Origin of the sequence: Variovorax flavidus (genome assembly GCF_030317145.1) — a bacterium.
GTDB classification, from domain to species: Bacteria; Pseudomonadota; Gammaproteobacteria; order Burkholderiales; family Burkholderiaceae_C; genus Variovorax; species Variovorax flavidus.
The window spans coordinates 56,470-73,188 of record NZ_JASZYE010000006.1; the positions used below are offsets into that span (position 1 = coordinate 56,470).

Below are 16,719 nucleotides of genomic sequence, written 5' to 3' on the forward strand. Positions count from 1 at the left end.
CCTCAGCTCGCCGCGGTTTGCGCTTTGATCCATGCGCGGACGTCACCCACGTTCCACGCGGTGACGCGCTCGGAAAGCTTGCATGGCGCCGGGAACGTACCCGACTTCACCTTGCGCCAGAGAGTCGGCGCGCTGAAAGGCAAGGGCGCCGGCATCTCCGGTCTTTTCGGGCTCTGCACCAGTTGCGATTCACGGATGAATGCGCTGTCGGGCAGGGCGTCGAAGACCGACGGCTTGATGGTGGGAATCGCCGCTGCGATCGCCGGGTGTGGTGGCTTGGGTTTGGGTGACATTGCGTGCCGTCCTTGAAAAGTAGACGGCGCAATGTAGAAATTGCTTCGCTAACGGAATAGGTGAAACATTCCCGGGGAATTCACCAAAACCTACCCCCCCATTCTTGGTCTACCCCCGGATTTCTGCCAGTTCGCAATCAGCGAGATGGCGTCCTTCGCGCCGTCAGAGATGTGCGGGTAGCGCGCAGCGACGAACGCAGTGATCCGCTTTTTCGGTGTGCCGCCTGCTCCTTTCCTGGCGTGGTCCCAAGCTCGGACCGCGATATGAAGAAGCTCCGGGTAGTCCTCGCTGTCCGCATCGAAGTACGGAGGTTCGGTTGCGGGCGCGTCTCGCTCAAGGAATCCTTGCTCACGCGCCCACGCAGCCCATTCGACCTCGAAGCCCCTCGATTCAGCCCAACGAACGAAGAAAGCTGGGGCGCGCCGTTGGGAAGGATCATGCTCGCCGCTATCCCATCGTCGTTTGAGCGCTCCAACCATCTCCGCGCGCAGCCTGAGAACCTCGCTCTTGTAGTTCGAACTCTTGTCCTCTGCCCATCTGACTTCTTCGGATAGCCGGTGGTCCAATGCTCTGTTTTCCTCTAAAGTGATTTCCCCCTTCTCGGACTTCCGGCTCCACTCCCTCAGCTCATCCGCGGAAACCTTGAAGTCATCGACTACTGGAAGGGTGTAAAGATCCGACGTGCAAGTAAACCAGTTGGCGTGCTTGATCCTAGGCGTATCGATTTCGGCCCCCATGAAATTCCTGTAGCTCCACTCCATGACCGCGGCGCGTGGCGCGACGCCGGCCAAGATCAACATGCCGTCCGGAGGGGCCCATGTTTCTTGATCTAGCAGTTGAGGAAGATCCGAATAGAAAATCGGGTTCTTTCGTCTTTCAGCCAGCGATTCAAGAAATACCCATCTCCAGGCGTCAGCACTCAGTTGCTCTTGATCTATCGCGTAGGATTTGAACTGTTGAACCTCTTTTTTTAGGTCATCATTTATTTCAACATTGACTATTGCCGGCTCCGACTGAGCGTATTTTTCCTGCAGTTCATTGACTACCCGAAGTTTGTCATTAAAAAAAATTGCGTCGCGTGCTGCCTTCATTCGTCTCTCGAATTCAAAAAAATGCCGACTCAATTTCAGAAAGCGGGGATTTTTTGGAGCCTGCCTAGGGTCGGCAAAACTGTCTTACTTTGCTGCCGTGCGCAGCGGTATCACGTCTGCACCAATGCGTAGCTTGTCCAGGTAGTCGGACCACCGCTGCATCATGTCCCGGCGTGCCGGAAGATGAGCGGTGCGGTTGTAGGCCCGCCCATTCGGATCTTTGACGGTGTGCGCGAGTTGGTGCTCGATCAGATCGGCACGTTCGCCCAGCACTTCATCCATGATCGTTCGGGCCATGGCACGAAAGCCGTGAGCGGTCATGACTTCCTTTGCATAGCCCATGCCCCGCAGCGCGGCGTTGATGGTGTTTTCGCTCATGCAGCGCTCGCCCGTGCGGATGCTGGGGAACACATATCGACCGTGCCCGCTGAACGGCTGCAAGGCCCGCAGGATCTCCACGGCTTGCCGCGACAGCGGTACAAGGTGCTCGACCTTCATCTTCATCTTGGAGGCGGGGATGCGCCATTCGGCCGCATCCAGATCCATTTCGGCCCACTCGGCGGCCCGCAGCTCGCCGGGGCGCACGAATACCAACGGCGTCAGCTTCAGAGCGGCCACTGCCGTCGGATGCCCACCATAGGAATGGATCGAGCGCATCAGCTGGCCCACCTGCTTCGGCTCGATGATCGCCGCATAGTTGGTTTTATCCACTGATACCAGCGCGCCGCGAAGGTCAACTGTCACGTCACGCTCCACGAGACCGATCGCCACCGCGTAACGGAACACCTGCGAGCAGATCTGGACGATGCGGTGCGCGCTTTCGTGGATGCCGCGCGCCTCCATGCGACGAGCGACCTTGTCGAGCACATCCTTCGCCCGGATCGTCGAGACGGGCAGCTTGCCGATGAACGGAAACACATCCTTCTCGAGCCAGCTTGTGACCTTGGCCTGCGTGACCGCGGCGCGCTTGTTGGCCGTCTTGGCCAGCCAGTCACGGGCCACCGTCTCGAAGGTGTTTGTAGCAGCATCGGCCCTGTTCTGCTTTTCCTCGCGTTTGGCTACGCCAGGGTCAACTCCGTCCGCCAACAGCGTCCTCGCGTCGGCGCGCCGCTCGCGAGCCTTGACCAACGCGACATCGGGGTAGACACCGAGGGCTAGGGTCTTCTGCTTCCCAGCGAAGCGGTAGCTGAGCCGCCAGTACTTTCCGGTCGCGGTGACGTGCAGGTACATGCCGCCTCCGTCAGCGTACTTCTCCCCGTTGGCCGCGCCCATGTACTTGAGTTGCTTGACGCGCGTGTCGGTGAGTGCCATCGCTGCCCTTCTGTTGGTATCGGGTTTTCGGGATTTCAGGGATACCAACAAAAATGATGGTATTTCCGTGCGATGGGATGCTACGCGGTGAGATGGCGTGAGGCAAAGAAAAACCCGCTACGCTGGGGAAACGTGCGGGTTTTGATGCTTGGTGACACGCTGCGACTCAGGTATCTGGTCCCGCCGCCAGGAATCGAACCTGGATCTCAGCCTTCGGAGGGCCGAATTCTATCCGTTGAAATACAGCGAGATGGGTGTCCTCTGACGATGTCAGAAGCCCTCCATTATCGCCTATCAGCCACCGCTCGCCAACGGCCTGACAAAACCAAGCCCTGACAGGTACACCCGGAAGGTCCGCCGCCCGGTCGACACCAGGTCGAAAGCCTCGGGGTCGAGCAGCCAGTCCTGGATCAATCCGCTGATCAGAGCATGCAGCCCCAGCGCCGCCGCCGCGGCCGGGATCGGCAGGCGGATGCGGGCGCGGCGGGCGCCGGCGAGCATGGCTTTCTCGAAATCGATCACGCAGGCGTTGCGGGCGTCCAGGTGCCGCTGGTGCACCGATTGCATGTCGTGCGTGTATTCGACCTTGTGTGTGGCGATGTCGAAAACGCGGCGTACCTGGGGGTCGCTGGTCATCAATTTCAGCGCCTCGACCATCATGCGTTCGACGTCGTCGATGGGGTCGGCCTCGGGGCCGCCGGTCACCTGCTGCGCGGCCGCCTCTAGGGGCAGCTTGACGCGGTCCATCATGGCGTTGAAGAGGTCGGCCTTGTCCTTGAAGTGCCAGTAGATCGCGCCGCGCGTGGCTCCAGCCTGCTGCGCGATCTGCTGCAGCGAGGTCTGCGATACCCCCTGGGCCTGGAAGAGCACTTCGGCTGCATCGAGCAACCGATGCCGCGTCTCGAGCGCCTCTTCCTTTGTACGACGAACCACTGAGTCTCCCTTCTTAGAATGCGCAATTGCGCACGGCTGTCACTATACATGCATGAATGTATGTAAGATACAGCCCTTTCCCGATGGTCATGTTCGCCGTGTTGCTTTAGGCGCTGGCGCGAACCATGCATCGTCCTCTTCCTCGCTTCAAAGGAATCGCATGCCCGTCCTGCATGTCTCGCGCCAATCATTGTTCTCCCCGCGCCTTGCGGCTGCTGCCGCCGCCACCGCCGTGCTTCTGGCACTGACGGCCTGCGGCAAGGGTGCCGCCCCGGGGGCCGGAGCCGGTGGCGCCGCGCCGCCGCCGCCCGAAGTGGGCGTGGTGGTCGCCACGCCGACCAATGTCGGGCTGATCACCGAGCTGCCGGGCCGGCTCGAAGCCTCGCGTGTTTCGCAGGTGCGTGCCCGTGCGGCCGGCATCCTGCTGGAGCGGCTCTTCAAGGAAGGCAGCGACGTGAAGGCGGGCCAGCCGCTGTTCCGTATCGATCCGGCCCCCTACGCCGCCGCCCAGCGCAGTGCGGAAGCCAGCCTGGCGCGCGCCGAAGCCAATGCGGCGCAGGCCAAGGCGCTGGCCGAGCGCTACAAGCCGCTGGTGGCCGCCAACGCGGTCAGCAAGCAGGAATACGACAACGCGGTCGCCGCGCAGAAGACGGCCGAGGCCGACGTGGGCGTGAGCCGCGCGGCGCTGACAACCGCCAAGATCAACATGGGCTACGCCGCCGTGACCGCGCCGATCTCCGGCCGCATCGGCCGCGCGCTGGTGACCGAAGGCGCGCTGGTGGGCCAGGGCGACGCGACGGAGCTGGCGGTGATCCAGCAGATCGATCCGATGTACGTGAACTTCACGCAGTCGGCCACCGACGTGCTGCGCCTGCGCCGCGCGATGGAAGCCGGCCAGTTCAAGCGCGCCAGCGGCCCGAATGCCGCAGTTGTCCGCGTCGTGCTGGAAGACGGCACCGAATACGCCCTGCCCGGCCGGCTGCTGTTCTCCGACCTGACGGTCGACGCGACCACGGGCCAGGTCACGCTGCGCGCCGAGGTGCCGAATCCCAAGGGCGAGCTGCTGCCCGGCCTGTACGTGCGCGTGCGGGTGGAACAGGCGCAGGCCGCCAACGCCATCACGGTGCCGCAGCAAGCTGTCACGCGCACGCAGCAGGGTGACACGCTGACCGTGGTCGAAGCCGACGGCAAGCTGACCAAGCGCAACGTGAAGATCAGCGCCGCGCAGAACAACCAGTGGGTGGTGCTCGAAGGCCTGAAGGCCGGCGAACAGGTGATGGTCGACGGCTTCCAGAAGCTCCAGATGATGCCGCCCGGCACGCCCGTGAAGGCGGTGCCGTGGAAACCTTCTGCACCGGCCGCTCCTGCTGCCGCGGCAGCCGCTCCGGCTCCCGCCGCGAAGCAGTAAGGAGCGCGCCCGCATGGCCAAGTTCTTTATCGACCGACCGATCTTTGCGTGGGTGATCGCGCTGTTCATCATCGTGATGGGCAGCGTGGCGATCACGCAGCTTCCGATTTCGCAATACCCGCCGGTGGCTCCGCCGGCGATCGTCATCAGCACGGCTTACCCCGGCGCCTCGGCCCAGACACTGGAAGACAGCGTGCTGTCGGTGATCGAGCGCGAGATGAACGGCTCGCCGGGTCTTATCTATATGGAGTCGGTCGCGCAGGCGGACGGCACCGGCACGATCACGATCAGTTTCCAGACGGGCACCGATCCCGACCTCGCGCAGGTCGACGTGCAGAACCGCCTGTCGCGCGCCACACCGCGCCTGCCGGCGGCAGTGACGCAGCAGGGTGTGCGCGTGGACAAGTCGCGCAACAACTTCCTGTTGTTCACGATCCTGTCCTCCGACAACCCGGCCTACGATCCGATCGCGCTGGGCGACTACGCCTCGCGCAACGTCGTGCCTGAACTGCAGCGCGTCGCCGGCATCGGCCAGGCGCAGCTGTTCGGCACCGAGCGCTCCATGCGCATCTGGATCGACCCGGCCAAGCTGCAGGGCTTCAACCTGTCGCCGGCCGACGTGAACGCGGCGATCCGGGCGCAGAACGCGCAGGTGTCCTCGGGCATCATCGGCGACCTGCCCAACGTGCCGGGCCAGGCGATTGCCGCCACGGTGGTGGTCAACGGCCAGCTCACGACGGCCGAGCAGTTCGGCAACATCGTGCTGCGCGCCAACACCGACGGCTCGGCCGTGCGGCTGCGCGACGTCGCGCGCATCGAGCTGGGCGGTCAGGCCTATTCGACCTCGGCGCGTCTGAACGGCGAGCCAGCCGTAGGTATCGGCGTCCAGCTCGCGCCAAGCGGCAATGCGCTGGCTTCGGCCAAGGCCATCCGCGCCAAGATGGACGAGCTCTCGCGCTTCTTCCCAGAAGGCGTGAAGTGGACCATCCCCTACGACAGCTCGCGCTTCGTGAGCATCTCGATCACCGAAGTGGTCAAGACGCTGTTCGAGGCGGTGGCGCTGGTGTTCCTGGTGATGTTCCTGTTCCTGCAGAACTGGCGCTACACGATCATCCCGACCATCGTGGTGCCGATCGCGCTGCTGGGTACTTTCGCGACGCTGCTCGCGCTGGGCTTCTCGATCAACGTGCTGACGATGTTCGGCATGGTGCTGGTGATCGGTATCGTGGTGGACGATGCGATCGTGGTGGTCGAGAACGTCGAGCGCATCATGAGCGAGGAAGGTCTCTCCCCGCTCGAAGCCACGCGCAAGGCGATGCGGCAGATCTCGGGCGCCATCATCGGCGTGACCGTGGTGCTGATCTCGGTGTTCGTGCCGTTGGCTTTCTTCGCGGGTTCCACCGGCAACATCTATCGCCAGTTCTCGGCGGTGATGGTGGCGTCGATCGGCTTCTCGGCCTTCATGGCGCTGTCGCTCACGCCGGCGCTGTGCGCGACCTTGCTGAAGCCGGTGGAAGCCGGGCATCACCACGAGAAGAAGGGCTTCTTCGGCTGGTTCAACCGCGGTTTCTCGCGCACGGCCAAGGGCTACGAGAGCATCGTGGCGCGCATCCTGAAGCGTGCGGCGCGCTACCTCGTGATCTACGCGGCGATCATCGGCGCGGTGGTGGTGGTGTATCGCCAGCTGCCGACCTCCTTCCTTCCGCAGGAAGACCAGGGCAACATCATCATCAACGTGCAACTGCCGCCGGGTGCGACGCAGGAACGCATGCTGTCGGTGATCAAGGATGTCGAGGGCTACATCCTCAAGCAGCCTGAAGTGCAGAGCATGGTCGGCGTGCTGGGCTTCAGCTTCTCGGGTCAGGGCCAGAACGCGGGTCTCGCCTTCGTGACGCTCAAGGACTGGGACAAGCGCCACGAGCACAGCCAGTCGGCCGATGCGCTGGCGGGGCGTGCCTTCGTTGCGCTCTCCAGCGTGCGCGATGCCTTCATCTATCCGCTGAGCCCGCCGCCCATTCCTGAACTGGGCAACGCGAGCGGCTTCACCTTCCGCCTTCAGGACCGCGCCGGCGCGGGCCACGAGGCGCTGGTGAACGCGCGCAACCAGTTGCTGGGCATGGCGAGCAAGAGCCCCCTGCTGACGCAAGTGCGGCCGGACGGTCTTGAAGACGCACCGCAGCTTCAGATCGACATCGACCGCGACAAGGCGAACGCGCTGGGCGTGACCTTCGATGCGATCAACACGACGCTGTCGACCGCGCTCGGCTCGACCTACGTGAACGACTTCCCCAACCGGGGTCGTCTGCAGCGGGTGGTCGTGCAGGCCGACGCGCCGGCACGGATGCAGCCGGAGGATCTGCTCAAGCTCAACGCCAGCAACAGCAAGGGCCTGCCCGTGCCGCTGTCGGCCTTTGCGACGACGCGCTGGATCACAGGCGCGCAGCAGACGGTGCGCTACAACGGCTACCCGGCGATCCGCATCTCCGGCTCGGCGGCACCGGGCTACAGCTCGGGCGCCGCGATGGCCGAGATGGAAAAGCTCGCCGCGCAGCTGCCCCCGGGCTTCGGCTACGAGTGGACCGGCCAATCGCGCGAAGAAAAACTCGCGGGCTCGCAGGCCATCATCCTGTACGGCTTCGCGATCCTGGCGGTGTTCCTGTGCCTGGCCGCGCTGTATGAGAGCTGGACGATTCCGCTGGCGGTGATTCTGGTCGTGCCGCTGGGCGTGCTGGGCGTGCTGCTGGCGACGATGTTCCGCTCGTTGGCGAACGACGTGTACTTCCAGGTGGGCCTGATCACGATCATCGGCCTCTCGGCGAAGAACGCGATTCTGATCATCGAGTTCGCCAAGGATCTGCAGGCGCAGGGCAAGGGCGTGATCGAGTCGGCATTGGCCGCGGCGCACCTGCGGTTCCGGCCGATCGTGATGACCTCGCTCGCATTCGGCCTCGGCGTGCTGCCGCTGGTGCTGGCGACGGGCGCGGGCTCGGCGAGCCAGCGCGCGATCGGCACCGGCGTGCTGGGCGGCATGTTGACCGGTACCGCGCTTGCGGTGATTTTTGTGCCGGTGTTTTTCGTGGTCGTGCGCAGCCTGTTCAAGGGCAGCGAGCGGCAGCGCGCAGCGGACAAGCGTCATGCCCAGGCCGCTGGCATCGAGGAATCTCATGAAGAATAAGTTCACCCCAAGCCTCGCTGCGCTTGGCGCGGCCCTGTTGATGAGCGGCTGTTCGCTCATTCCGAAGTACGAGCGCCCGGAGGCTCCGGTGCCGGCGGTTTTCCCGAACGCGCAGCCTTCGGGTACGGCGCAGCCGTTGGCTGCCACGATTGCGTGGCAGGACTACTTCACGGACCCGCGGCTCCAAAAGCTGATCGAACTGGCACTGGCCAACAACCGTGACCTGCGGGTGGCGGTGCTCAACATCGAGCAGGCACGTGCGCAGTTCCAGATCACGCGCTCGGCCTTGTTCCCGGCGGTGGACGCGAGTGCGAGCGGCACCCGGCAGCGGCCTTCGCTGTTGGGCACTGGCATCTCTGAAAGCTACTCGGTCGGGCTGGGCTTCACGGCGTGGGAGATCGATTTCTTCGGCCGCATCGCCAGCCTCAAGGACTCGGCGCTCGCGCAGTACCTCGCCACCGAGGAAGCGCGCAAGGCGACGCAGATCAGCCTGATCGCCTCCGTGGCCAACGGATGGCTCACGGTGCTGGGCGACGACGAGGTGCTGGAGATCACGCGCCAGACGATGGTGACGCGCGACGAGTCGCTCAAGCTCACGAAGCTGCGCTTCGACAACGGCGTCTCCTCGGAGATCGACTTCCGCTTCGCGGAATCGCAGGCCGAGACCGCCCGCGCCGCCTACGCGCAACAGCAGCGCGTGCGCATGCAGAACGAGAACGCGCTCGCGCAGCTGATCGGCGCGCCAGTGCCGCCCGAAGCGACCGCAGGCAGCAAGGAAGGGCTCAAGGTCCTGGCGCCGATGCAGGAACTGCCGGCCGGGCTGCCGTCCGACCTGCTGGGCGAGCGTCCGGACATCCGCGCCGCGGAGCAACAGCTGATCGCGGCCAATGCCGACATCGGCGCGGCGCGGGCGAACTTCTTCCCTCGCGTCACGCTGACCTCATCGATCGGCACCGCCAGCTCGGAGTTCTCGGGGCTCTTCAAGAGCGGTTCGAAGGCCTGGGCCTTTGCGCCGCAGATCACCTTGCCGATCTTCAACGCCGGCGCCAACCAGGCCACGCTGGACTCGGCCCGCGCGGGGCGCGAGATCGCGGTGGCGCAGTACGAGAAGTCCATCCAGACGGCCTTCCGCGAGGTTGCCGACGCTCTCGCGGGCCGCGCCACCTTCGAAGAGCAGCTGCGCGCCCTCGTGGCGCAGACCAACGCGGAGGAGGTGCGCTTCAGGCTGTCCGACATGCGTTATCGCAACGGCATCGCCAGCGGGCTCGACCTGCTGGACGCCCAGCGCTCGCTGTATACGTCGCAGCTCGCGACGGCGCAGACGCGTCAGTCGATGCTGCAGAACCAGGTGACGTTGTACAAGACGCTGGGCGGCGGTTGGGCCACGCACTGAGGCGTGAAAGAGGGGCGCGCAGGCGCCTCTCTATAATCGCCCGCTGATCCGAGAAAAAAGCCCCCGATACCGAGGACGCAATGAGCGCAGAACCGCACTACCAGGCGACAGAAGAAGCCCACACCGGCCCGATCAAGAACCCGAAGCAACTGCTGCTGGCGGTATTTTTCTCCTTCATTGCGCCCATCCTGATCATTGCCGGCCTCGTGTCGTACGTGGTCTCCGGCACCCATCCCTCGGGTTCGGCCGAGGGTGACAGCATGTCGCTCTACGGCGTTTCGAAGGAAACGCGGGATCGCGAGATCGCGGAACGCCTGAAGAAGGTGGGCTCGATCGAGATCCGCGATGCCAACCGTCCCCTCGCCACCGGCGAAACCGTGTTCAAGGCCCAGTGCGTAGCTTGCCACGGCAGCCCCGGCATTCCCGGTGCACCGCACCTGAGCGATGCAGCGGCCTGGGGCCCTCGCATCGGCCAGGGTTTTGCGACGCTGCTGGAGCATGCGCTCAAGGGCAAGGGCGCGATGCCTCCGCAAGGCGGCGGCGACTTCGAAGACCTCGAAATCGGCCGTGCCGTGGTCTACATGGCCAATGCTGGCGGCGCCAAGTTCCCGGTGCCCGATCGTCCGGCAGCGGGCGACACAGCCGCGGCAGCACCTGCCGCCGATGCAGCACCTGCGGCCGCCGCAGCCGCGCCGGCGCCTGCCGCAGAGGCAGCCGCCAAGTAAGAAGGCTCGCCTTCCTCACAAGACAAAGCCCGCATCCTGCGGGCTTTTCCTTTTCTCATTGGGCCGCTCTTCAGTGCGGCGCGGAGGGCTTGGAGGGCTGGATGGCGGCCGGGCTCATCACATGCCCGAAGCGTGCGGGCAGATCTGCGACACGGACGTCTTCCGGCACCCAGCGCCCCTGCTCCACAGCCTCGGCGGCCAAGCCCGTGTCCTGCGTGTGGATCAGGCCCAGCCCGATCGGCGCGACCAGATAGAGCTTGCCCTCCTCGTCGAGCAGGCAGGCCGAGGGCTCGACCTGCAGGCCCGAATGGGACTTGACCGAGAAATCCTCGCCGAGCCGCCAGATCCAGGGGGCGGCTTCGAGTTCGACATACACGCGCTGTGGACCGTTCTGGAAGAACCACTGCCCCCGCTCGTCGTGTTCGTAGTTGCGCTGGATGAAATCGATCAGCTTTTCATGCTGCAGCATCGAGCCCTTGGCGACGGGAAACGGCCCGGTGGCTTGGGTACGGTCGTCGCGCAGGTACCAGTTGCCGCGCGCGTCGAGCCCGAGCCAGCCGTAGCAATGCGGAACATTCGGCCACTTGGCCAACGCCTGCTTGACGATGTCATCCATAAGGCTATTTTGCTCCCCCGGCGGAGCCGGTTCCGCGGTGTTTCGGATGAACCGGTCAGCGGCCGGCCAACCAGTCGACCACGCGCTCGGGCATGCCGCGGACGTGGCCGGGCGGCAGGCCGAGCGGAAATCCTACGTGGCCGCCGTGCGCAGGCTGCCATAGCGTGACGTAGCTTCCGACCTCGCCGGCGCGCGGCAGGCTGCTGGCCGGCACGAAGGGATCGTTGGCGGCGTTCACCACCAGCGCGGGGACGCGGATGGCGTGCAGGTGCGGCTTGGCCGAGCCCCGCGCCCAGTAGTCGTCCGTGTCGCGAAAGCCGTGCAGCGGCGCAGTGAAGACGTTGTCGAAGTCGTACAGGTTCCGGGCCGCCATGAGCGTGTCGCGGTCGAAGAGCCCCGGATGCTGCGCCAGCTTCGCCAGCGCCTTGGGCTTCATGGTCGACAGGAACATGCGCGTGTAGACCAGCCGGTTGAAACCCCGTCCGATGGCTGCGCCTCCCGCTGCGAGATCGAGGGGTGCCGAAATCGACGCGACGGCGCTGACCAGCTTCGACGCCTCGCCGCCCGCCTCTTCCGTCCAGCGCATCAACGCGTTGCCGCCGAGCGAAACGCCAGCCGCCAGCATCGAGCCGCCGCCGTTCTGGTCCTGCCGCGCGCGCAGCCGGTCGAGGATCCAGCCGATCTCCTCGAAATCGCCCGAGTGATAGGCGCGCGGCGCGAGGTTCAGCTCGCCGCTGCAGCCGCGGAAATGCGGGACGGCGTAATCCCAGCCCCGCTCCATCGCAAAGGCGGCAAAGGCCTCGGCATAGTGGCTGCGCGACGAGCCTTCGAGGCCGTGGAACAGCACCAGCAGCGGCCTCGGCCGCGGCGCGGCGGCTTCGAGAAAATCGACGTCGATGAAATCACCGTCCGGCGTGGTCCACCGCTCGCGCCGGTAGCCGGGCAAAGGCGCGTGGACACGCCGCGCGTACAGCGCGGGCCAGATGGTCTGCAGGTTGCCTCCAGGCAACCAGCGGGGCGCAACGTAGTCCATCAATGAATCGTCTGGGGTGCATCGCCCGTGTCCCCGGGTTCCTGGGCACTGCCCGGACTGGCATGGTGGGCGACCATCCGCCAGCCTTGCGGGGTCTTGTGATAGACGTTGGTGGCCAGCACGAAGGCGTGGCGCGGGCCTTCGGCCGTCAGCACCTCGATGCGCTCCAGCACGTTGTGTACGGCGCTCGCGAGCGATTCGACCTTGCGCACGCGCGCCGGCGTCGCATGGATGGCGCCATTGCTGAACATGTGCTCGAACGCCGCGCGGATCGCATCGGCGCCCACGAGGCGCGGACCACCGGGGTGGACGCAGAAGATCTCCTCCTCGTCGGCCCAGCAGTCCATCAGCGAATCGACGTCACCGCGTTGCAAGGCCTCGTAGAAAGCCGCTTCGATGTCGTCGGCGGTGCCGCCGACGGTGGCGGCGCGGAGTTTGGTCTTGGTGGACATGGGTCGTGCGGTCGGGAAGCGCCGATTTTGCATCGGGCGGAAAGATCCGAGGTGACGCGGCGTAGCGCCGTTTCGCATCATGAAGGCGGCAAGGAAGGCGCCACCCAGCCTTGCACGACGGCGCGCAGTTCGCCCTGCGCCGCCTGCCAGACCAGCTCGGGCGCGGCCACGTGCACGCCGGGCGGCGCAATGCGCAATGCGACGTCGACCAGCTCGGCCACCTTGGACGCACGCACCGGCTGCTCGCTGGCCGGCACCATGAACCGGGTGATGGAGAGCATCCACGCGGCAAGTCGCTCAGCCGGGTTGGCAAAACGCTCCTTTGCCGGCTTCTGCGCCGAACGCACGAGGATCACGCGGTCGAAGCCGAGCGCCACCACGGCCTGCTCGTCGAGACTGGCGAGGCCGCGCTTCAGTGCTTCCGGCAAGCGCCCTTGCGCATGCGGCTGCACGACGGCCAGCGTCCGCACGCCACAGGCACGGAGCCAGACGGCGAGCGCGGGCAGTTGCGCGGGCTCCGGCGTCCACAGCGCGCGTTCACGGTCGTAATAGAGACGCGGCGGCTCGAACAGGACCAGCGCGGTATCGGCCTTCAACAATGGCCATTGCGCGATCGGGGTGTTCGGCGTCAGCACGGTTTCGACGCCCGGCAGGCCGTCGCGGATCGGCTCGCGCGCCAAAACGTGGGTGTGGTCGAAGCGATGCCTGCCGGCGAGGCGCCGCACCAGCTCATGGCCCAGCGCACCCGTGGCGCCTGCGATCAGCAGCGTGCCCGCCGGATCGCCGGGCGCAAGGTTGGGCGCGGGCCGGCGGTTCGCGGCCTGCAGCACTTGAAGAGGGTCGACCGCCATCCATCTATGCTACCTTCGCGAACTTCGCAACAAGGGAGCACCCTCATGGTGAAACGCTGGCTACTCATCATCCTCGCAGCGCTGACGCTGGCGGGTTGCGGCTACAACGATTTCCAGCGCCTCGACGAGGCGAGCAAGTCGGCCTGGAGCGAAGTCCTCAACCAATACCAGCGCCGCGCGGACCTGGTTCCGAACATCGTCGCCACGGTCAAGGGCGAGGCCAATTTCGAGCAGGAAACGCTCACCCGAGTGATCGAGGCGCGCGCCAAGGCCACCTCGATCCAGGTGACGCCCGAGACGCTCAACAACCCCGAGGCCTTCAACAAGTTCCAGCAGGCACAGGGTGAACTCACGGGCGCGCTGTCGCGCCTGATGGTCGTGGCGGAGCAGTACCCCAACCTCAAGGCCAACCAGGCGTTCCGCGATCTGCGCGTGACGCTGGAAGGCACCGAGAACCGGATCACGGTGGCGCGCAACCGCTTCATCCAGACGGTCCAGGAATACAACGTGCTCGCGCGCAGCTTCCCGACCAACCTGACGGCCAAGGTGTTCAGCTACGAACCGAAGCCCACCTTCACGGTGCAGAACGAAGCCCAGATCTCGACGCCGCCGACGGTCGATTTCAGCGCGCCGAAGAAGTAGGCGCAGCAGCGATCCACCATGACGGCTGTCCGCATCCGGCACGCGCTGACGGCCTTTCTGCTGCTGGCATGCGCGCTCTTCGGTGCGCACGCGCAGGGACTGCTGCCGATTCCGGCGCTGAACGCGCGCGTCATCGACCAGACGGGTACGCTGAGCGCTGCTCAGCGCGAGGCGCTCGAAGCCAAGTTGCAGGCCTTCGAGCAGCAGAAGGGCTCGCAGATCGTGATGCTGATGGTCCCGACCACGCAGCCCGAGGACATCGCGAGCTACGCCAACCGGGTCGGCAACGAATGGAAGATCGGCCGCAAGCAGGTCGGCGACGGCATCCTCGTGGTGGTCGCCAAGAACGACCGCAAGATGCGCATCGAGGTCGCGAAGACGCTGGAAGGCGCTGTGCCCGACCTCGCAGCCGCGCACATCATCGACGACGCGATGAAGCCGCGCTTCCGGCAGAACGACTTCGCCGGCGGGCTCGATGCGGCGGCCGACCAGCTCATCGCCAGGGTCAAGGGCGAGGCGCTGCCGGAGGTCGATGCCCGCGGCGGTGACTTCAGCGGCGGACAGGGCGGCAACGAGGGATTCAACTGGCAGGACCTCGCGGTGTTCTTCTTCATCGCCGTGCTGGTGGGCGGGCCGATCGCGCGCCGCATCCTGGGCAAGATCCCGGGCTCGCTCGCGATGGGCGGGCTCACGGGCGTCGTCGTGATGGTGCTGACCTCCAGCATCGTGATCGCGGTGCTGGCGGGGCTCGGTGCCCTGCTCTTCACCTTGTTGTCGATGGCCTTCGGCGCAGGCGCTGGACGGCGCGGCGGTGGCTTCGGTGGTGGCGCCCTGGGCGGCGGCCTCGGAGGCGGATTGGGAGGCTGGGGCGCAGGCCGCGGCGGCGGTGGCGGCTGGGGCGGTGGTTCAGGCGGCGGCGGATTCAGCTCGGGTGGCGGCGGTGACTTTGGTGGCGGCGGCGCCTCGGGAGACTGGTGACCATGGCAACGATGCTTTCCCGTCTCGCACGGCTCTGGCGTCACCGGTGGGTCGACGAAGCCGAAGTGCGCCACGCTTTGCCGCCCGATGTGCTCGAACGCCTGGAGCGTCGCGTGGGCGCGAGCGAGCGTCGGCACAGCGGCGAGATCCGCATTTGCGTTGAGGCCGGCCTGCCAATGTCTTATCTCTGGCGCGACGCGCGGCCGCGGGAACGCGCAATCACGCTGTTCGGCAAGCTGCGCGTGTGGGACACCGAGGACAACAACGGCGTGCTGATCTACCTGCTGCTCGCCGAGCACGCCATCGAGATCGTCGCCGATCGCGGCATCGACGCGCACGTGAGCGACGAAGACTGGGCCGCGATGGCAAGGCGCATGGGCGCGGCTTTTCGCGAAGGGCGCTTCGAGGATGGACTCACGCAGGCGCTTGAAGAAGTCTCGGCACTGCTGGTCGAGCACTTCCCGCTCGCCGAGGGCCAGGCCGACCGCAACGAACTGCCTGACGCGCCCGTGGTGCTCTGAAGCGCTCCGGGGCGGAGCTTCAGAGATCCTGCGAATCGAGCAGCCGGCGGTTCACGGAGTGCGCCGCGTCCAGTTCGGACTGCAATGCGCGCGTGACCTGTGAGACCGTGCGCAGCCGCCGATTGCTTTCGCGCAGGCGCTCGGCGAGCCCCTTGGACAAACCCAGCATCAGGCGCGCCGCAGCGGCGGGGTGCGCAGTGATCAGCTTCATGAGCGCGGCACGCGAGAGCACGCCCATCTTGACTTCAGTGATCGCCGTGCAGCTCGCGGAGCGCGGGCCACCGTCGATCACGCCCATCTCGCCGATCAGGCTTCCGGGGCCGATGACGGAAATCACCACGTCCTCGCCCGGCATGCCGGTGCTTGTCTCGGCGCGGACCTGTCCGTCCAGTACGAGCGCCATGTAGTCGTTATCGACCGAATCCCCTTCCTCGAACAGCAGCGTGTCGGCCAGCACGTGCACGGGCCGCATGGCATCCACCACGACGCGCGCCTCTTCGATCGCCATGCCGGCCATCGGCGCGATTTCCGTCAGCAGGTAGACGGCGTGTTCGCGCAGATCTGCGCCGGAGTGCAATTCGCCAGAGTTGTCCATAGGGTGATGTCGTCCACGGCGATTTTCACACCTTCCACACGGCTTCGCCGCCGACGGCATAGAAACGGCGGTCCGGCGCGGCGTCGACGCGCCAGCCGCCGGTGAACTCGCCGAAGGCGGGCAGGATCAGTTGATCCCCATCCTGCACGAAGCAGCGCACGCGCACGCTGTCGCGGCCTCGCCCATGCAATTTCAAGGTCGGGTGGACATGGCCCGCGAGCACGAAGTGCGAGGGCTGCTGCTGCGGGTGATGGCAGGCGGCGAAGGGGCCCATGGGATGCGGTTCGTCCACCACGCGGACTCGCAGCGAGGCAGGTGGGTCGCCGGCACGGCTGTCGTGATTGCCTCGCACCAGCGTGCAGGTCAACGCCGGATGCCTCGTGCGCCAAGCCTCGACGGCCGCCAGCAACTGCGGCGTGCGAGCCTGGGCGGCGTGCAGGAAGTCGCCGAGGAACACGATCTCGCCCGGCGCATGGCGATCGATCAGCCGATCGAGGCGCGCCAGATTCTCCTGCGTGGTGCCGCTGGGCACCGGCTGGCCGAGCGCACGGTAAGTGGCCGCCTTGCCCAGGTGGAGATCGGCGATGAACAGTACGCGCTCGGCCGGCCACCAGAGGGCCGGGTCGGGCAGGAGGTCGATCTGCTGGCCTGCCAGTTCGATACGGCAGGCTTTGGGGATGGAAGACACGTTTCGAGTTTCC

At 65.8% G+C, this 16,719-nt stretch carries 17 protein-coding genes and 1 tRNA gene; 7 read left to right on the top strand and 11 right to left on the bottom strand.

The window, feature by feature from the left end; translation table 11 throughout:
- Positions 1-2 precede the first annotated feature (2 nt).
- The 5 genes from QTH90_RS23910 to QTH90_RS23930 form a co-directional block, all read right to left on the bottom strand.
- A complete protein-coding gene (locus QTH90_RS23910; RefSeq protein WP_286667069.1) occupies positions 3-293 on the bottom strand; it encodes a helix-turn-helix transcriptional regulator in 291 nt (96 codons plus the stop codon).
- 90 nt (positions 294-383) lie between these two features.
- Positions 384-1,385 carry a hypothetical protein gene (locus tag QTH90_RS23915; RefSeq protein WP_286667070.1) on the bottom strand — a complete coding sequence of 334 codons (1,002 nt, stop codon included), beginning with the start codon at positions 1,383-1,385 and terminating at the stop codon, positions 384-386.
- Positions 1,386-1,469: 84 nt separating this feature from the next.
- Positions 1,470-2,696 (bottom strand): tyrosine-type recombinase/integrase, encoded by a 1,227-nt coding sequence (locus tag QTH90_RS23920; protein WP_286667071.1) that lies wholly within the window; start codon positions 2,694-2,696, stop codon positions 1,470-1,472.
- A gap of 175 nt (positions 2,697-2,871) precedes the next feature.
- Positions 2,872-2,946 (bottom strand) — tRNA-Arg (locus QTH90_RS23925).
- A 44-nt stretch (positions 2,947-2,990) separates the two neighbouring features.
- The gene (locus tag QTH90_RS23930; RefSeq protein ID WP_286667072.1) at positions 2,991-3,629 is read right to left on the bottom strand and encodes a TetR family transcriptional regulator; all 639 of its coding nucleotides are present in this window, start codon (positions 3,627-3,629) and stop codon (positions 2,991-2,993) included.
- Positions 3,630-3,789: 160 nt separating this feature from the next.
- Between QTH90_RS23930 and QTH90_RS23935 the strand changes: the two genes are divergently transcribed.
- From QTH90_RS23935 to QTH90_RS23950, 4 genes are all read left to right on the top strand, one after another.
- Complete coding sequence (locus tag QTH90_RS23935; protein ID WP_286667073.1) at positions 3,790-5,037, top strand: efflux RND transporter periplasmic adaptor subunit; 1,248 nt, start codon at positions 3,790-3,792, stop codon at positions 5,035-5,037.
- Positions 5,038-5,050: 13 nt separating this feature from the next.
- Positions 5,051-8,212 carry an efflux RND transporter permease subunit gene (locus tag QTH90_RS23940; RefSeq protein WP_286667074.1) on the top strand — a complete coding sequence of 1,054 codons (3,162 nt, stop codon included), beginning with the start codon at positions 5,051-5,053 and terminating at the stop codon, positions 8,210-8,212.
- Positions 8,202-9,605 carry an efflux transporter outer membrane subunit gene (locus QTH90_RS23945; RefSeq protein ID WP_286667075.1) on the top strand — a complete coding sequence of 468 codons (1,404 nt, stop codon included), beginning with the start codon at positions 8,202-8,204 and terminating at the stop codon, positions 9,603-9,605. The genes QTH90_RS23940 and QTH90_RS23945 overlap by 11 nt, the downstream gene beginning before the upstream one ends.
- Positions 9,606-9,685: 80 nt before the next feature.
- Positions 9,686-10,330: a c-type cytochrome gene (locus QTH90_RS23950; protein ID WP_286667076.1), complete on the top strand. Its 645-nt coding sequence runs from the start codon at positions 9,686-9,688 to the stop codon at positions 10,328-10,330.
- Between the two features lie 70 nt (positions 10,331-10,400).
- Here the strand turns inward: QTH90_RS23950 and QTH90_RS23955 are convergent, their stop codons facing one another.
- The 4 genes from QTH90_RS23955 to QTH90_RS23970 form a co-directional block, all read right to left on the bottom strand.
- The gene (locus QTH90_RS23955) at positions 10,401-10,946 is read right to left on the bottom strand and encodes a DUF2946 family protein (protein ID WP_286667077.1); all 546 of its coding nucleotides are present in this window, start codon (positions 10,944-10,946) and stop codon (positions 10,401-10,403) included.
- 55 nt (positions 10,947-11,001) lie between these two features.
- Positions 11,002-11,979, bottom strand: coding sequence for a YheT family hydrolase (locus QTH90_RS23960; RefSeq protein ID WP_286667078.1), 978 nt, complete (start codon positions 11,977-11,979; stop codon positions 11,002-11,004).
- The gene (locus tag QTH90_RS23965; RefSeq protein ID WP_286667079.1) at positions 11,979-12,431 is read right to left on the bottom strand and encodes a YybH family protein; all 453 of its coding nucleotides are present in this window, start codon (positions 12,429-12,431) and stop codon (positions 11,979-11,981) included. The genes QTH90_RS23960 and QTH90_RS23965 overlap by 1 nt, the downstream gene beginning before the upstream one ends.
- 77 nt (positions 12,432-12,508) lie before the next feature.
- Positions 12,509-13,282: a Rossmann-fold NAD(P)-binding domain-containing protein gene (locus QTH90_RS23970; protein WP_286667080.1), complete on the bottom strand. Its 774-nt coding sequence runs from the start codon at positions 13,280-13,282 to the stop codon at positions 12,509-12,511.
- A 45-nt stretch (positions 13,283-13,327) separates the two neighbouring features.
- On the opposite strand from QTH90_RS23970, the gene QTH90_RS23975 reads away from it, so the two are divergent.
- From QTH90_RS23975 to QTH90_RS23985, 3 genes are read left to right on the top strand one after another with little or no spacing between them, the layout of a single operon-like run.
- Entirely contained in the window at positions 13,328-13,924 is a 597-nt protein-coding gene (locus tag QTH90_RS23975) for a LemA family protein (RefSeq protein WP_286667081.1), read from the top strand.
- A gap of 18 nt (positions 13,925-13,942) precedes the next feature.
- Positions 13,943-14,902, top strand: coding sequence for a TPM domain-containing protein (locus QTH90_RS23980; RefSeq protein WP_286667082.1), 960 nt, complete (start codon positions 13,943-13,945; stop codon positions 14,900-14,902).
- 2 nt (positions 14,903-14,904) lie between these two features.
- A complete protein-coding gene (locus tag QTH90_RS23985) occupies positions 14,905-15,423 on the top strand; it encodes a TPM domain-containing protein (protein ID WP_444814754.1) in 519 nt (172 codons plus the stop codon).
- A 19-nt stretch (positions 15,424-15,442) separates the two neighbouring features.
- On the opposite strand, the gene QTH90_RS23990 is transcribed toward QTH90_RS23985, so the two are convergent.
- The gene (locus QTH90_RS23990; protein WP_286667083.1) at positions 15,443-16,018 is read right to left on the bottom strand and encodes a Crp/Fnr family transcriptional regulator; all 576 of its coding nucleotides are present in this window, start codon (positions 16,016-16,018) and stop codon (positions 15,443-15,445) included.
- A 25-nt stretch (positions 16,019-16,043) separates the two neighbouring features.
- On the bottom strand, positions 16,044-16,706 hold the full coding sequence (pdeM, locus tag QTH90_RS23995; RefSeq protein ID WP_286667084.1) for a ligase-associated DNA damage response endonuclease PdeM: 663 nt from the start codon (positions 16,704-16,706) through the stop codon (positions 16,044-16,046).
- Positions 16,707-16,719: the final 13 nt, after the last annotated feature.

Excerpts from the sequence above, each read along its gene's own strand:
- QTH90_RS23980 (WP_286667082.1), top strand. The coding sequence starts at position 13,943 with ATGACGGCTGTCCGCATCCGGCACGCGCTGACGGCCTTTCTGCTGCTG.
- QTH90_RS23940 (WP_286667074.1), top strand. The coding sequence starts at position 5,051 with ATGGCCAAGTTCTTTATCGACCGACCGATCTTTGCGTGGGTGATCGCG.
- QTH90_RS23955 (WP_286667077.1), bottom strand. The coding sequence starts at position 10,946 with ATGGATGACATCGTCAAGCAGGCGTTGGCCAAGTGGCCGAATGTTCCG.
- QTH90_RS23990 (WP_286667083.1), bottom strand. The coding sequence starts at position 16,018 with ATGGACAACTCTGGCGAATTGCACTCCGGCGCAGATCTGCGCGAACAC.
- QTH90_RS23960 (WP_286667078.1), bottom strand. The coding sequence starts at position 11,979 with ATGGACTACGTTGCGCCCCGCTGGTTGCCTGGAGGCAACCTGCAGACC.
- QTH90_RS23950 (WP_286667076.1), top strand. The coding sequence starts at position 9,686 with ATGAGCGCAGAACCGCACTACCAGGCGACAGAAGAAGCCCACACCGGC.
- QTH90_RS23920 (WP_286667071.1), bottom strand. The coding sequence starts at position 2,696 with ATGGCACTCACCGACACGCGCGTCAAGCAACTCAAGTACATGGGCGCG.
- QTH90_RS23985 (WP_444814754.1), top strand. The coding sequence starts at position 14,905 with ATGGCAACGATGCTTTCCCGTCTCGCACGGCTCTGGCGTCACCGGTGG.
- QTH90_RS23910 (WP_286667069.1), bottom strand. The coding sequence starts at position 293 with ATGTCACCCAAACCCAAGCCACCACACCCGGCGATCGCAGCGGCGATT.
- QTH90_RS23965 (WP_286667079.1), bottom strand. The coding sequence starts at position 12,431 with ATGTCCACCAAGACCAAACTCCGCGCCGCCACCGTCGGCGGCACCGCC.
- QTH90_RS23970 (WP_286667080.1), bottom strand. The coding sequence starts at position 13,282 with ATGGCGGTCGACCCTCTTCAAGTGCTGCAGGCCGCGAACCGCCGGCCC.
- QTH90_RS23915 (WP_286667070.1), bottom strand. The coding sequence starts at position 1,385 with ATGAAGGCAGCACGCGACGCAATTTTTTTTAATGACAAACTTCGGGTA.
- QTH90_RS23935 (WP_286667073.1), top strand. The coding sequence starts at position 3,790 with ATGCCCGTCCTGCATGTCTCGCGCCAATCATTGTTCTCCCCGCGCCTT.
- QTH90_RS23975 (WP_286667081.1), top strand. The coding sequence starts at position 13,328 with ATGGTGAAACGCTGGCTACTCATCATCCTCGCAGCGCTGACGCTGGCG.
- QTH90_RS23945 (WP_286667075.1), top strand. The coding sequence starts at position 8,202 with ATGAAGAATAAGTTCACCCCAAGCCTCGCTGCGCTTGGCGCGGCCCTG.